This window comes from Microbacterium sp. GW821-FHT01D02 (genome assembly GCF_059422585.1).
In genome coordinates this window covers 446,034-459,974 of the sequence record NZ_JBWKXB010000003.1, presented here as the reverse complement: position 1 = coordinate 459,974, position 13,941 = coordinate 446,034, and the positions used below count along the sequence as shown (strand labels likewise).

Here is a 13,941-nt window from a genome sequence, read left to right as displayed (position 1 = left end):
GGATGTAAATCAGGCGACGGTGCCGCCCTCAGCCTACGCGGGCTGGAGGCCGATCGCGACATCGCTCGGGCGCACCGGCTCGGGGAGCACGGTGGTACCCATCAGGAACCGGTCGACATTCGCCGCCGCCGCGCGTCCTTCCGCGATCGCCCACACGATGAGTGACTGCCCACGACCCGCGTCGCCGGCGACGAACACGCCCGGAACCGTCGACTCGTACGTGGCATCGCGGCGGAAGGAGCCACGGTCGGTGACCTGCGGAAGCGTCTCCTCGGTGTAGCCGTCCTGCTCCGGACCGGTGAAGCCCATGGCGATCAGGATGAGGTCGGCCGGGATCTCCCGCTCGGTGCCGCTCTTGGGAACGCGTCGTCCGTCGATGTACTCGGTCTCGGCGACGCGCAGTGCGCGGACCTCGCCGACCTCGTTGGCGAGGAACTCGACGGTGGACGCGAGGAAGACCCGCTCGCCACCTTCCTCATGCGCAGAGGACACCTCGAACAGGGTCGGCATCATCGGCCACGGCTGATGGTCGGGACGGGCGTCGCCCGGCTGCTTGCCGATCGCGAGGTTGGTGACGCTGAGCGCCCCCTGACGGTGTGCGGTGCCGATGCAGTCCGCACCGGTGTCGCCGCCGCCGATCACGATGACGTGCTTGCCCTCCGCCCTGATCTGGTCGGGAACCTTGTCCCCCGCCACGGCGTGGTTCGACTCCACCAGGTACTCCATGGCGAAGTGCACGCCGTCGAGGTCGCGGCCGGGGATGGCCAGGTCGCGCGGCACGGTGGAGCCGGTCGCGATGACGACCGCGTCGTACCGGGCGCGCAGGTCGGCCCAGGAGATGTCCTTGCCGATCTCGACGCCCGCACGGAAGCGGGTGCCCTCCTCCTGCATCTGGCGCAGACGAGACTCGAGCTGCGTCTTCTCCATCTTGAAGTCCGGGATGCCGTAGCGCAGGAGGCCGCCGATGCGGTCATCGCGCTCGAACACGGCGACGGTGTGCCCGGCGCGCGTGAGCTGCTGGGCGGCAGCGAGACCCGCGGGGCCCGATCCGACGACGGCGACCGTCTTGCCGGTCAGACGCTCCGGCGGCTCGGGCTCGACCCAGCCCTTGGCGAAGGCCTCGTCGATGATCGAGACCTCGATCTGCTTGATCGTGACCGCCGGCTGGTTGATGCCGAGGACGCACGAGCTCTCGCACGGCGCGGGACACAGCCGGCCGGTGAACTCCGGGAAGTTGTTCGTCGCGTGCAGACGCTCGATCGCCTCGCGGCCCTCGCCGCGCCACGTGAGGTCGTTCCACTCCGGGATCAGGTTGCCGAGCGGGCAGCCCTGATGGCAGAACGGCACACCGCAGTCCATGCAGCGGCCGGCCTGACGACGCAGGACCTGCTTGTCGCCCGGTTCGTAGACCTCTTTCCAGTCCATGATGCGCACCGGCACCGGACGTCGTGCGGGGAGTTCCCGCTCGGTCACCTTCAGAAAGCCTTTGGGGTCAGCCACCGGTCACCTCCAGGATGCGGTTCCACACGATGTCGCCGTCGGGGTCGATCCCCTCGGCCAGCGCCTCCTCGCGCATGCTCCGCACGGCGGCGAAGTCACGAGGCAGCACCTTCACGAACTCTGCAGCGCTCTCCTCGAAGCTCTCGAGAAGAGCAGCCGCGCGCGGCGAGGCCGTACGCTCCACATGCGCGACCAGCAGGCTGCGCAGCACTTCCAGATCCGCCCGATCGAGCGGCTCGAGCAGCAGCTCGCCGCTGCCGAGCGACTGCGCGTTCACCTTGCTGGTGTCCAGCGCGTGCACGTACGCCACTCCCCCGGACATGCCGGCGCCGAAGTTGCGTCCCGTCGATCCGAGGATCACGGCCAATCCGCCCGTCATGTACTCGAGTGCGTGGTCTCCCACACCCTCGACGACCGCGGTCGCCCCGGAGTTGCGGACGAGGAAACGCTCGCCGACCACACCGGAGAGGAACATCGTCCCCGAGGTGGCGCCGTATCCGATCACGTTGCCGGCGATCACGTTCTCGTGCGGAGCGATCGCGGACCCGCGCGGCGGACGGATCGTGATGTCACCACCCGAGAGGCCCTTGCCGACGTAGTCGTTCGCGTCGCCCTCCAGGCGCAGCACGATGCCCGGCGGCAGGAACGCGCCGAGCGACTGCCCCGCCGTTCCGTGCAGTGTGACGTCGATGGTGCCCTGCGGCAGACCGGCCGCACCGTGGCGCGAGGTGACCTGGTGGCCCAGCATCGTTCCGACAGCACGCTCGGTGTTGGCGATGGGCAGCTCCACCACGACGGGTTCGCCGTTGAGCAGCGCCCCCTTCGCGATGTCGATGAGCTGCACGTCGAAGTGCTTCTCGAGCTCGTGGTCCTGGGTCCGCGCACTGCGGCGCGGCTCCCCGGCCGGGAAGACCGGCCCCTCGAGCACCGGCGTCAGGTCGAGTCCCTCGGCCTTCCAGTGCTCGACGGCCGCGTTCACCTCGATGAGGTCGGCACGGCCGACGATCTCGTCGAGCGACCGGTAGCCGAGCTCGGCGAGGAGCTCGCGCACCTCCTCGGCGATGAACTCCATGAAGTTCACGACGAACTCCGGCTTGCCCGTGAAGCGCTCGCGCAGAACTGGGTTCTGCGTCGCGACACCGACCGGGCACGTGTCGAGGTGGCAGACGCGCATCATGATGCAGCCGCTGACGACCAGCGGAGCGGTCGCGAAACCGAACTCCTCCGCACCGAGCAGCGCGCCGATGATCACGTCGCGACCCGTCTTGAGCTGGCCGTCGACCTGCACGACCACGCGGTCGCGCATGCCGTTGAGCATGAGCGTCTGCTGCGTCTCGGCGAGGCCGAGCTCCCACGGGGTGCCGGCGTGCTTGAGCGAGTTCAGCGGGCTCGCGCCCGTGCCCCCGTCATGGCCGGAGACCAGGATGACGTCGCTGAGCGCCTTGGCGACACCGGCCGACACCGCGCCGATACCGGACTGGCTCACGAGCTTGGTGTGGATGCGCGCCTCGGGGTTCGCCCGCTTCAGGTCGAAGATGAGCTGCTTGAGGTCTTCGATCGAGTAGATGTCGTGGTGCGGCGGCGGGGAGATGAGTCCCACACCGGCCGTCGCATGACGCGTGCGCGCCACCCACGGGTACACCTTGGTCGGGGGCAGCTGACCGCCCTCGCCCGGCTTCGCGCCCTGGGCGAGCTTGATCTGGATGTCGTCGGCCTCGGTGAGGTACAGGCTGGTCACTCCGAAGCGCCCGGAGGCGACCTGCTTGATCGCGCTGCGACGCTCGGGGTCGACCAGACGGTCCTGGTCCTCGCCGCCCTCGCCCGTGTTCGACTTGGCGCCGATGCTGTTCATCGCGATCGCCAGTGTCTCGTGCGCCTCGCGGGAGATGGAGCCGTAGCTCATCGCCCCGGTGGAGAAGCGCTTGACGATCGAGGAGACCGGCTCGACCTCGTCCAGCGGGACGGGCTTGCGGGTGCCGGTGCGCAGCGTGAACAGACCGCGCAGGGTCTTCAGCTCCGCCGCCTGATCGTCGACGAGCTTCGTGTACTCGCGGAAGATGTCGTAACGGCGCGTCCGGGTGGAGTGCTGCAGCTTGAACACCGTCTCCGGGTTGAACAGGTGCGGAGAGCCGTCCCGGCGCCACTGGTACTCGCCGCCGGTCCACAGACGCTCATGCGCGCGTGCCGCCGCGTCTTCCGGGTAGGCGTAGTCGTGCCGCGCCTGGTTCTCGGCGAAGATCTCCTCGATGCCGATGCCGCCGAGCTTGGACTCGGTCCGCGTGAAGTACGCGTCGATGAACTCCTGGCTGAGGCCGATCGCCTCGAACACCTGAGCGCCCGCGTACGACGAGACCGTGGAGATGCCCATCTTCGACATGATCTTCAGCACGCCCTTGCCGAGCGCGTAGATCAGGTTCTTGACGGCCTTCTCGGGCGTGATGCCCGTGATGTATCCGGTGCGCACGAGGTGCTCGACCGTCTCCATCGCCAGGTACGGGTTGACGGCGGAGGCGCCGTAGCCGATCAGCGTCGCGACGTGGTGGACCTCGCGGACGTCTCCGGCTTCGACGATGAGTCCGACCTTCATGCGGTTCTCGCGCCGGATCAGGTGGTGGTGGATCGCCGACACCATGAGCAGCGACGGGATCGGCGTGAGGTCCTTGTTCGAGTCGCGGTCGGACAGGATGATGAACTCCGCGCCGTCCTCGATCGCCGCGTCCACCTCCGCGCACATCTCGGTGAGGCGCTCCTGGAGCGTCTGGGGGCCGGCATCGAAGTGGTAGAGACCGCGGATGGTCGCACTCGACCGACCCGGCATCGCCTTGTCGATGTGGCGGATCTTCGCGAGCTCGTCGTTGTCGATCACCGGGAAGTCGAGCGACACCGTGCGCGTGTGCTCCGGTCCCCACGAGAGGAGGTTGCTCTCCGGGCCGAGGCCGAGCTTGAGGCTCGTGACGACCTCTTCGCGGATCGAGTCCAGCGGCGGGTTGGTGACCTGCGCGAACTGCTGCGTGAAGTAGTCGAACAGCAGGCGCGGACGCTTGCTGAGCACGGCGATCGGCGTATCCGATCCCATGGCGCCGAGCGGCTCGACACCGGTCTGGCCCATCGGCGTGAGGAGGATGCGGACCTCTTCCTCGGTGTAGCCGAACGTGCGCTGGCGACGAGTGATCGAGGCCGGCGGGTGCACGATGTGCTCGCGCTCGGGCAGCTCGGCGAGCCGGACGGCACCGGCGTCGAGCCACTCCTGCCACGGGTGCATGGTGGCGAGGTCGTGCTTGATCTCGCTGTCCTCGACGATGCGGCGCTGGGAGGTGTCGACCAGGAACATCTTGCCCGGCTGCAGACGACCGCGACGCTTGATGCGCTCCGGCTCGAACTGCAGCACGCCGGTCTCGGACCCGATCACGACGAGGCCGTCGGTGGTCTCGGTCCAGCGCCCCGGGCGGAGGCCGTTGCGGTCGAGGGTGGCGCCGACGAGCGTGCCGTCGGTGAAGATGAGCGCGGCGGGACCGTCCCACGGCTCCATCTGGTTCGAGTGGTACTCGTAGAACGAACGCAGCTCCGGCGTGATGTCGGCCTGCTTCTCGTACGCCTCCGGGACCATCATCATGATCGCGTGTGGCAGGCTCCGGCCCGTGAGGGTCAGCAGTTCCAGGACCTCGTCGAACGAAGCGGAGTCGCTGGCGCCGTCGGTGCAGATCGGGAGCAGCGGAGCGACGTCCCCGAGGAGCTCGGATTCGAGCTGCGATTGGCGGGCGCGCATCCAGTTGCGGTTGCCGCCGACCGTGTTGATCTCGCCGTTGTGCGCGAGCATCCGCAGCGGCTGGGCGAGCGGCCAGGACGGGAACGTGTTCGTGGAGTATCGGGAGTGCACGACGGCCAGCTCCGAGGCGAAGCGCTCATCCTGCAGGTCGGGGTAGAACGGCTCGAGCTGCAGCGTGGTGACCATGCCCTTGTAGCCGAGGGTGCGCGCCGAGAGCGAGACGAAGTAGGCGCCGAGCTCGTGGCCCGCACGCTTGCGCAGACGGTAGGCGACGCGGTCGAGGGCGATGCCGGTGAGAGGTGCATCGGTGTGGGTCGCTCCGCCGGCGCTGACGAACAGCTGCTCGAAGGCGGGACGCGCCTCATCGGCGAGCTTGCCGAGGTTCTCGTTGGCGGTGGGGACCTCACGCCAGCCGAGGACGCGAAGCCCCTCGGAACGGGCGATCTTCTCGATCCCTGCCTTCTGCTGGCGGCGTTCGCTCGAATCGCGAGGCAGGAAGGCCAGTCCAGCGGCGTACTCCCCCACGGGCGGCAGTTCGAAGCCGGCGACTGCGCGGAGGAATTCATCGGGCATCTGCGTCAGGATGCCGGCGCCGTCCCCGGTGCCCGCATCCGAGCCGATGGCTCCGCGGTGCTCCAGGTTGCGCAGGGCCTCGAGGGCCAACGCGATGATGTCGTGCCCGGCTTCGCCGCGCAGAGTCGCGACCATGGCGAGGCCGCAGGCGTCCTTCTCGAACGCCGGGTTGTACATGCCCTGCTTCGGGGGGTATGCGCCAGAGGCGCCGTAAGGGGGCTGGAAGTACACCAGTTACCGTCCTCAGATCTTCGAGTGAAACCCGGGGACGACGTCGGCCCGCTCGTTCAGTGCAATGGTTCTCCCGCCACGAGGCGGCGTTATCGGGAGCCGTCCTCGCTCGTGGGAGCAGTGCTTGTGGCGGTGGCTCCTGCGGTGACTTCTTCGGTCGGAGGCTCGCTCACGTCCACGAAGTCAGAGGGATTGTTCTGCGATTGTACATCAGCGTCGGGGTCGGTCTTCTCGCGGCCCGGCTGGTACGGCGAGGGCTCCAGTCCGGGGTGGCGACGCGTCTGCACGATCAGGATGGCGAGGCCGACGAGAATGCCGATGATCGCCGCCCAGACGTTGCTGCGCAGACCGAGGATGATCTCGCTCGGATCGATGCGGATGGACTCCCAGACGACGCGGCCGGCGCTGTACCAGATGAGGTAGATCGCGAACAGGCGCCCCCACTGGAAGAAGAGCTTGCGTCCGAGCCAGAGCAGGACGATGACGCCCAGACCGTTCCAGAGCACCTCGTAGAGGAAGGTCGGGTGGAACAGTGTGCCCTCGGGGAGACCCGGGGGGAACGCAGTGTTGGGCTGACCGTTCCACGGGTAGGTCGTGGGGATCTCGAGACCCCAAGGGAGGTCGGTGGGGAGTCCGAAGAGCTCGTGGTTGAACCAGTTGCCGAAGCGGCCCATGGCCTGGGCCAGCAGCAGGCCCGGCGCCAGCGCATCGGCGAAGGTCCAGAAGCGGATGCCCGTCCAGCGGCAGCCCAGGTAGGCGCCGATCGCGCCGCCGATGAGAGCTCCGAAGATCGCGATCCCGCCCTCCCAGATCGCCCAGACGGAGCCGGGTTCGAACGGGTTCCAGGTGTTCCTGCCCTCGCCGAAGTAGAAGTTCGGGTGGGTGAGCACGTGGAAGATGCGCGCGCCGATGATCGCCAGCGGCACGGCCAGGATCGAGATGTCGATGACGACCCACGGCTCCGCACCCCGCTTCGTCAGGCGGCGGTTCGTGAGGAGCGTCGCGGCGATGATGCCGGCGATGATGCACAGCGCGTAGAAGTGGATCCGTACGGGCCCGAAGTCCCAGTAAGAGCTCGGGGGGCTCGGGATGCTGGCGAGCACGTTGGTGACGGTGCTGGGGAACGCGAGTGACATGAGTGCGATTCTAGTTCTCGGGATCGGGGCGGGCCGACGAGGTGCCGGCTGCCAGGTTTCGGGTGACCTCGGCGAGGGCGGGGACACCGCCGTCACGGAGGGCGCGGACGAGTGCCGTGCCGACGATCGCGCCGTCGGCGTACTCCGACACCCCCGCGATCTGCTCGGCGGTCGAGATGCCGATGCCCACGCACGCGCGGTGGGCGCCGTGCTCGCGCAGGCGGCCGACCAGGGTGCGGGCGGCGCGGTCGAGCTCGGTGCGCTCGCCCGTGATACCCATCGTGGAGACGGTGTACACGAATCCGGTCGACGACTTCACGACCAGGTCGAGACGCTCGTCCGAGGAGGTCGGGGCCGCGAGGAAGACACGGTCGAGGCCGGTCCGCTCGCTGGCGGCGATCCACTCCCCTGCCGCCTCCGGCGTGATGTCCGGGGTGATGAGCCCCGCGCCACCCGCGGCGAGCAGGTCGTCCGCGTACCGGTCGATGCCGTACTGCATGACCGGGTTCCAGTAGGTCATCACGAGCACCGGCACGTCGGTCGCGGCCGTGATCTCGCGGATCGCGGTGAACAGGTCGGCCATCCGGAAGCCCGCGGCCAGAGCCTTGGTCGTCGCCTCCTGGATGATCGCGCCGTCCATGACCGGGTCGCTGTAGGGCGGGCCCAGCTCGATGATGTCGACGCCGTTCTCGGCCAGCGCGATGGCGGCCTGGATGCTCGTCTCCAGATCCGGGAATCCGACCGGGAGGTAACCGACGAATGCGCTGCGGCCGGCGTCCTGCGCACGCTGGATCGCCTCTTCGACGCGGCTCATAGCTGAGGCTCCCCCTTCGACGCCTGGTCTTCCTCGTCGCTCTCCTCGGTCACGTCGTGCGCCACAGCGGCCTCGTCGTAGAGCTCGAAGTAGCGTGCCGCGGTGTCCATGTCCTTGTCGCCGCGGCCGGAGAGGCAGATGGCGATCAGTCCGTCCGGACCCAGCTCACGGCCGATGCGCAGCGCGCCGGCGAGGGCGTGCGCCGACTCGATGGCGGGGATGATCCCCTCGGTGCGGCTGAGCAGACGCAGTGCCTGCATGGCCTCGTCGTCGGTCGCCGGGATGTACTCGGCCCGACCGATGTCGGCGAGCCAGGAGTGCTCGGGTCCGACGCCCGGGTAGTCGAGGCCGGCGGAGATCGAGTGTGATTCGACCGTCTGCCCGTCTTCGTCCTGGAGCACATAGGTCTTCGCGCCGTGCAGGACCCCGGGGCGCCCGCGTTCGATCGATGCCGCGTGCTTCTCCGTGTCGACGCCGTCTCCCGCCGCCTCGACGCCGTAGAGCTTGACGCCCTCGTCGTCGAGGAACGCATCGAACATGCCGATGGCGTTGGAGCCGCCGCCCACGCAGGCGACCACGGCGTCGGGGAGTCGTCCGACCTCGTCGAGCAGCTGTGCGCGAGCTTCTTCGCCGATGATCTTCTGGAAGTCGCGGACCATCGCGGGGAACGGGTGCGGTCCCGCTGCGGTGCCGAAGATGTAGTTGGTCGTCTCGACCGACGCCACCCAGTCGCGGTATGCGTCGTTGATCGCGTCCTTGAGCGTGCGCGAGCCCGAGGTGACCGGGATCACCTCGGCGCCGAGAAGGCGCATGCGTGCGACGTTGAGCGCCTGGCGCTCGGTGTCGACCTCGCCCATGTAGATGGTGCACTCCAGCCCGAACAGCGCAGCGGCTGTGGCGGTCGCGACACCGTGCTGTCCTGCACCGGTCTCGGCGATGACCCTGGTCTTGCCGAGACGCTTGGTGAGCAGTGCCTGTCCGAGCACGTTGTTGATCTTGTGCGATCCCGTGTGGTTCAGGTCTTCCCGCTTGAGGAAGATGCGCGCGCCCCCCGCATGCTCCGCGAAGCGCGGAACCTCGGTGATCGCGGACGGTCGCCCGGCGTAAGAGCTGAGCAGGTGCGCGAGCTCGGCCCGGAACTCCGGATCGACGATCGCCTCCTCGTACGCGACGGTCAGCTCGTCGATCGCGGCGATCAGCGACTCGGGCATGAAACGGCCGCCGAAATCGCCGAAGAAGGGGCCGTGCTGATCGCGCAGGCTTCCTTCGACTCGCTCGGCTCGCTCAGTACGACGCATCATGCCTCCAGGAAGCTCTTGAGGGTGGCGACGGGGTCGCCGGTCACGAGTGCCTCGCCGATCAGGACGACGTCGGCACCCGCAGAGCGGTAGTGCACGACGTCAGCGGGCGTCAGCACCGCGGACTCCGCGATCTTCACCGCTGTGTCGGGGATCCGCTCCACCAGGCGCCCGAAGAGGTCGCGGTCGAGTTCGAGGGTCTTGAGGTCGCGGGCGTTCACGCCGATCAGCGGTGCGCCGAGGTCGATGGCCGCCTCGAGCTCCTCGGCGGAATGCGTCTCGACGAGGGGCGTCATGCCCAGCTCGCCGATGAAGCCGAAGAGGTCACGAAGCACATCGGGCTCGAGACCGGCGACGATCAGCAGCACCAGGTCGGCACCGGCCGCCCGTGCTTCGAGCACCTGGTACCGGGTCGCGATGAAGTCCTTGCGCAGCACCGGCAGCGCGACCCGGGCCGTGACGGCCTCGAGGTCGGCGAGGCTGCCGCCGAAGCGGCGTTCCTCGGTGAGGACGCTGATCGCGGAGGCCCCACCCGTCTCGTAGAGAGACGCCTGGTGCGCAGGATCGGGGATGTCCGCGAGAGCGCCGCGGGACGGGCTCGCCCGCTTGACCTCGGCGATGATCTTCACCCGGTCGGCGGGTGCCAGGAACGACAGCGCGTCCTTGGCGTCAGGACGCGCGAGCGCCTCCCGCTCGACGACGGCCAGGGGGCGCGACAGAGCGCGACGCTCAGCGTCTGCGACAGCGCCGGCCGTCAGGTCGGCGAGGACCATTAGTGCGCCTTCGGAGCGTACTTCGGACCCTTCACGCCGTAGCCGGCCTTGGAGAGCGCCCAGCCGACGATCGCGCCGATCGGGATGAGCGCGACCGAGATCACCACGAGGATGGGCTGCTCGAAGCAGAATGCGACGGTGCCGGCGGTCACGCCGACCAGCATGATCACGACGGCGGTCCAGGCTGCAGGCGAGTGTCCGTGGCCGGGGTCAGCGATCGGGTTGGTCATGTTCTCCTCCGGGGGACGACGTGCAGTTCGGAATCAGTCTATCGGGGTCAGCGCGTCGGATCGGTTCCCCGGGACAGCTCGTCCCAGGAATCGACGGCGTCGACGGGTCCGTCGTGGACCACGGCGGCCTGGTCGGTGCGATACCGCCGTCCGCCGGCCTTCCATCCACGCCAGGTCACCAGCACCACGATCGATGCGGCGAGCAGGATCACCCAGCCGACCAGTGCGATGTACGGCCAGGCGGACGGCACGATGCGCGTCACGACCTCGTGCACCGCATCGCCGCCGGCGAGACCCGTCACCTCGGTCACGGTCGCCGCGACCGCACCGAAGGGCTCGGCCAGCAGCAGCTGAAGCGTCGACCAGCCGAGGAACAGGGCGGTCGCCCCGGCGAGCACGCCGAACACGACGCGCACGGCCTTGCCCGCGATCGCGAGCGCGGCGCCGAGCGCCAGGACCGCGAGGCTGAGCGGGGCGAGCAGCACGAGTGCGGAGGCGCCGGGCACCAGGATCGCCTCACCGGCATCGGCGCGCTCGACCGTCAACCAGGTCTGGGTGGACGAGATGATGCCGATCGCACCGGCGAGGAGGAATCCGGAGACGGACAGCGAACGGCCGCGCTGTGCGAAGGTCATGGCTGGTCCGTCCCGGCGATGGCCTCGAGATCGTTGGTGTCGAAACAGGTGCGGGTGCCGGTGTGGCATGCGGGACCGGTCTGCGCCACCAGCAGCAGGATGGCGTCGCCGTCGCAGTCGAGTCGCGCCTCGTGCACGACCTGGATGTGCCCGGACGTGTCGCCCTTGCGCCAGTACTCCCGACGTGACCGCGACCAATAGGTCGCACGTCCCGAGGTCAGCGTGCGGCGCAGCGCCTCCGCATCCACCCAGGCGAGCATGAGCACTTCGCGGGTGTCCCACTGCTGCACGATCACGGGCGCGAGGCCGTCCCCGTTGAAGGCGACCTGCGCGATGCGCTCCTCCACGGAGGAGCCGTGCGCCGCCGTCCGGTCGAGGCCGTCTGCACCATCTGCGGCGTTCATCGTACGAGCACTCCCTCCGCGCGCAGCGCGTCCTTGACGTCGCCGACGGTGAGCGCGCCGGTGTGGAAGACGCTCGCGGCCAGGACCGCATCCGCGCCCGCCTTGATGGCCGGAGCGAAGTCGGAGGCGTGTCCTGCGCCGCCGGAGGCGATGACGGGGACGGATGCCACCTCTCGCATCAGACCGACGAGTTCGAGATCGAAACCGTCCCTGGTGCCGTCGGCGTCGATCGAGTTCACGAGCAGCTCACCGGCACCGCGCTCGACCGCCTCGCGCGCCCAGTCGAGGGCATCGAGGGTGGTCTGCGTGCGGCCGCCGTGCGTGGTGACCACGAAACCGGAGGACGTCGTCGGGGCGCGCTTCACATCGAGCGACAGGACGAGCACCTGCGCGCCGAAGCGGTCCGCGATCTCACCGAGCAGCTCCGGACGCGCGATCGCGGCGGAGTTGACGCCCACCTTGTCCGCGCCGACAGAAAGCAGCCGGGCGACGTCGTCGACCGTGCGCACTCCCCCGCCGACCGTCAGCGGCACGAAGACCTGCTCCGCGGTGCGCTGCACCACGTCATAGGTGGTGGCGCGCGCATCCACGGTGGCCGTGACGTCGAGGAACGTGATCTCGTCCGCGCCCTGGGCGGCGTAGTGCCGTGCCAGTTCGACGGGATCGCCCATGTCGCGGAGGTTCTCGAAGTTCACGCCCTTGACGACGCGGCCGTCGGCCACGTCGAGGCACGGGATGACCCGACAGGCGAGGGCCATCAGAGCCTCGCGTTGTGGATGGCCGTGACCAGGATCGCCCGCGCGCCCAGGGCGTAGAGCGCATCCATCACGGGATTGACGCGCGAACGCGCCACCATGACCCGCACCGCGACCCATTCGGGGTCGCGCAGCGGCGAGACGGTCGGCGACTCGACGCCGCCGGCGATCTTCACGGCATCGTCGAGGAGGGCGACCGGGAGGTCGTAGTCGATCATCACGAAGCGACGGGCGACCATCACGCCACGCAGGCGACGGAGGAGAGTGTCGGCACCCTCGGCATCGACCGGGCCGGCGATGAGCACGGCCTCCGACTCCAGGATGACCGGGCCGAACACCTCGAGCCCCGCCTGACGGAGCGTGGTGCCGGTCTCGACGACGTCGGCGACCGCATCGGCGACGCCCAGGCGGACGGCGGACTCCACGGCACCGTCGAGCGGCACCAGGTCGACCGCGATGTCGCGCTCGTCGAGGAATGCATCCACCAGACCCGGGTACGAGGTGGCGATGCGCAGCCCGTCGAGCTCGCTCACATCGGTGTAGCGGCCGGTCGGCGCGGCGAACCGGAACGTCGACCCGGCGAAGCCGAGGGCCTCGATCTCGCGAGCACCGGGCATCCGGGCGTCGAGCAGGAGGTCACGTCCGGTGATCCCCACGTCGATGGCGCCGGAGCCCACGTACGTGGCGATGTCCTTGGGACGGAGGAAGAAGAACTCGACGTCGTTCTCGGCGTCGACGACGTGCAGGGTCTTGGGATCGCGTCGACCGGCGTAGCCCGCCTCGGCGAGCATGTCGGCGGCGGTCTCGGAGAGCGAGCCCTTATTGGGAACAGCGATGCGCAGCATGGATGGCTTTCAGTTCGAGAGGAGAGGAACGGAGCGCATCACAGATGTCGGTAGACGTCCTGCAGGCTGAGACCCTTCGCGATCATCATGACCTGGAGGTGGTAGAGCAGCTGCGAGATCTCCTCGGCAGCGGCTTCCTGGGACTCGTACTCGGACGCCATCCACACCTCGGCGGCCTCTTCGACGATCTTCTTGCCGATCGTGTGCACGCCGCCGTCGAGCTCGGCGACCGTGCCCGATCCCTCAGGACGGGTCTCGGCCTTGACGCTGAGCTCGGCGAACAGCTCGTCGAAAGTCTTCACGGTTCCAGGCTAGCGGCTCGCGCGAGGTCTCTGAGCCGGGTGACGGCCGCCTCGACGTCATCGGCGCCATACACGGCGGACCCGGCGACGAACGTGTCGGCGCCGGCGGCGGCGGCGAGCTCGATCGTGGAGTCCGAGATCCCCCCGTCCACCTGGAGCCAGATCTGCGATCCGCGTCGACGCGCCTCGTCCGCGAGTGCACGGAGCTTCGGCATCGTCTCGGGCATGAAGCTCTGTCCGCCGAAGCCCGGCTCGACCGTCATCACGAGGATCTGGTCGAACTCGTCGAGCACGTCGTACAGGCCCTCGACCGGGGTCCCCGGCTTGACCGCCACGCCGGCACGGGATCCGATGTCGCGCAGTCGCCGGGCGAGGGAGATCGGATCCGCGGCCGCCTCGAGGTGGAACGTGACGCTGGCCGCGCCGAGCTCGGCGTAGCCGGGAGCCCACCGCTCCGGGTCCGTGATCATCAGGTGGACGTCGAGCGGGATCGGGCTCGTCGCCTGGATCCGCTCGACCATCTGCGGGCCGAACGTCAGGTTCGGGACGAAATGGTTGTCCATCACGTCGACGTGCGCGAAGTCGGCCGTCGCGATCCGGGCGAGATCCGCCTGCATGTTCACGAAGTCGGCGGCGAGGATGCTCGGGTTGATGCGCGGGGCGCGGGGCAGTTCCACGG

13 protein-coding genes are annotated in these 13,941 nt (G+C 68.9%); all 13 read right to left on the bottom strand.

The genetic code is table 11. From position 1 onward, the window contains the following. Positions 1-33: 33 nt before the first annotated feature. The 13 genes from AC07VM_RS15730 to rpe all read right to left on the bottom strand — a co-directional run bounded on the left by AC07VM_RS15730 (position 34) and on the right by rpe (position 13,939). Positions 34-1,500: a glutamate synthase subunit beta gene (locus AC07VM_RS15730; protein ID WP_494912145.1), complete on the bottom strand. Its 1,467-nt coding sequence runs from the start codon at positions 1,498-1,500 to the stop codon at positions 34-36. Beyond that, positions 1,493-6,016, bottom strand: coding sequence for a glutamate synthase large subunit (gene gltB / locus AC07VM_RS15725; protein ID WP_494912143.1), 4,524 nt, complete (start codon positions 6,014-6,016; stop codon positions 1,493-1,495). The genes AC07VM_RS15730 and gltB overlap by 8 nt, the downstream gene beginning before the upstream one ends. A 143-nt stretch (positions 6,017-6,159) precedes the next feature. Continuing rightward, on the bottom strand, positions 6,160-7,206 hold the full coding sequence (gene lgt, locus AC07VM_RS15720; RefSeq protein ID WP_267414508.1) for a prolipoprotein diacylglyceryl transferase: 1,047 nt from the start codon (positions 7,204-7,206) through the stop codon (positions 6,160-6,162). Positions 7,207-7,216: 10 nt separating this feature from the next. Then, positions 7,217-8,020, bottom strand: coding sequence for a tryptophan synthase subunit alpha (trpA, locus tag AC07VM_RS15715; RefSeq protein ID WP_494912141.1), 804 nt, complete (start codon positions 8,018-8,020; stop codon positions 7,217-7,219). Continuing rightward, positions 8,017-9,318, bottom strand: coding sequence for a tryptophan synthase subunit beta (trpB, locus tag AC07VM_RS15710; protein WP_267418549.1), 1,302 nt, complete (start codon positions 9,316-9,318; stop codon positions 8,017-8,019). Before trpB ends, trpA begins: the two co-directional genes overlap by 4 nt. After that, a complete protein-coding gene (trpC, locus tag AC07VM_RS15705; RefSeq protein WP_494912139.1) occupies positions 9,318-10,091 on the bottom strand; it encodes an indole-3-glycerol phosphate synthase TrpC in 774 nt (257 codons plus the stop codon). The genes trpB and trpC overlap by 1 nt, the downstream gene beginning before the upstream one ends. Then, positions 10,091-10,321 (bottom strand): HGxxPAAW family protein, encoded by a 231-nt coding sequence (locus AC07VM_RS15700; protein WP_267414514.1) that lies wholly within the window; start codon positions 10,319-10,321, stop codon positions 10,091-10,093. The genes trpC and AC07VM_RS15700 overlap by 1 nt, the downstream gene beginning before the upstream one ends. A gap of 47 nt (positions 10,322-10,368) precedes the next feature. Then, positions 10,369-10,956 (bottom strand): Trp biosynthesis-associated membrane protein, encoded by a 588-nt coding sequence (locus AC07VM_RS15695; protein ID WP_494912138.1) that lies wholly within the window; start codon positions 10,954-10,956, stop codon positions 10,369-10,371. After that, positions 10,953-11,360, bottom strand: coding sequence for a phosphoribosyl-AMP cyclohydrolase (gene hisI, locus AC07VM_RS15690; protein ID WP_494912137.1), 408 nt, complete (start codon positions 11,358-11,360; stop codon positions 10,953-10,955). The genes AC07VM_RS15695 and hisI overlap by 4 nt, the downstream gene beginning before the upstream one ends. Continuing rightward, complete coding sequence (gene hisF, locus AC07VM_RS15685) at positions 11,357-12,118, bottom strand: imidazole glycerol phosphate synthase subunit HisF (protein WP_494912135.1); 762 nt, start codon at positions 12,116-12,118, stop codon at positions 11,357-11,359. Before hisF ends, hisI begins: the two co-directional genes overlap by 4 nt. Further along, the gene (gene hisG, locus AC07VM_RS15680) at positions 12,118-12,960 is read right to left on the bottom strand and encodes an ATP phosphoribosyltransferase (RefSeq protein WP_494912134.1); all 843 of its coding nucleotides are present in this window, start codon (positions 12,958-12,960) and stop codon (positions 12,118-12,120) included. The genes hisF and hisG overlap by 1 nt, the downstream gene beginning before the upstream one ends. A 38-nt stretch (positions 12,961-12,998) precedes the next feature. After that, entirely contained in the window at positions 12,999-13,262 is a 264-nt protein-coding gene (locus AC07VM_RS15675; protein ID WP_267414526.1) for a phosphoribosyl-ATP diphosphatase, read from the bottom strand. After that, positions 13,259-13,939 carry a ribulose-phosphate 3-epimerase gene (rpe, locus tag AC07VM_RS15670; protein WP_494912133.1) on the bottom strand — a complete coding sequence of 227 codons (681 nt, stop codon included), beginning with the start codon at positions 13,937-13,939 and terminating at the stop codon, positions 13,259-13,261. The genes AC07VM_RS15675 and rpe overlap by 4 nt, the downstream gene beginning before the upstream one ends. Positions 13,940-13,941: the final 2 nt, after the last annotated feature.

What these genes read in the sequence shown, in the direction of transcription:
- lgt (WP_267414508.1), bottom strand. Translation starts at nt 7,206, where the DNA reads ATGTCACTCGCGTTCCCCAGCACCGTCACCAACGTGCTCGCCAGCATC.
- trpC (WP_494912139.1), bottom strand. Translation starts at nt 10,091, where the DNA reads ATGGTCCTCGCCGACCTGACGGCCGGCGCTGTCGCAGACGCTGAGCGT.
- hisI (WP_494912137.1), bottom strand. Translation starts at nt 11,360, where the DNA reads ATGAACGCCGCAGATGGTGCAGACGGCCTCGACCGGACGGCGGCGCAC.
- hisG (WP_494912134.1), bottom strand. Translation starts at nt 12,960, where the DNA reads ATGCTGCGCATCGCTGTTCCCAATAAGGGCTCGCTCTCCGAGACCGCC.
- hisF (WP_494912135.1), bottom strand. Translation starts at nt 12,118, where the DNA reads ATGGCCCTCGCCTGTCGGGTCATCCCGTGCCTCGACGTGGCCGACGGC.
- trpB (WP_267418549.1), bottom strand. Translation starts at nt 9,318, where the DNA reads ATGCGTCGTACTGAGCGAGCCGAGCGAGTCGAAGGAAGCCTGCGCGAT.
- AC07VM_RS15695 (WP_494912138.1), bottom strand. Translation starts at nt 10,956, where the DNA reads ATGACCTTCGCACAGCGCGGCCGTTCGCTGTCCGTCTCCGGATTCCTC.
- AC07VM_RS15700 (WP_267414514.1), bottom strand. Translation starts at nt 10,321, where the DNA reads ATGACCAACCCGATCGCTGACCCCGGCCACGGACACTCGCCTGCAGCC.
- trpA (WP_494912141.1), bottom strand. Translation starts at nt 8,020, where the DNA reads ATGAGCCGCGTCGAAGAGGCGATCCAGCGTGCGCAGGACGCCGGCCGC.
- gltB (WP_494912143.1), bottom strand. Translation starts at nt 6,016, where the DNA reads ATGTACAACCCGGCGTTCGAGAAGGACGCCTGCGGCCTCGCCATGGTC.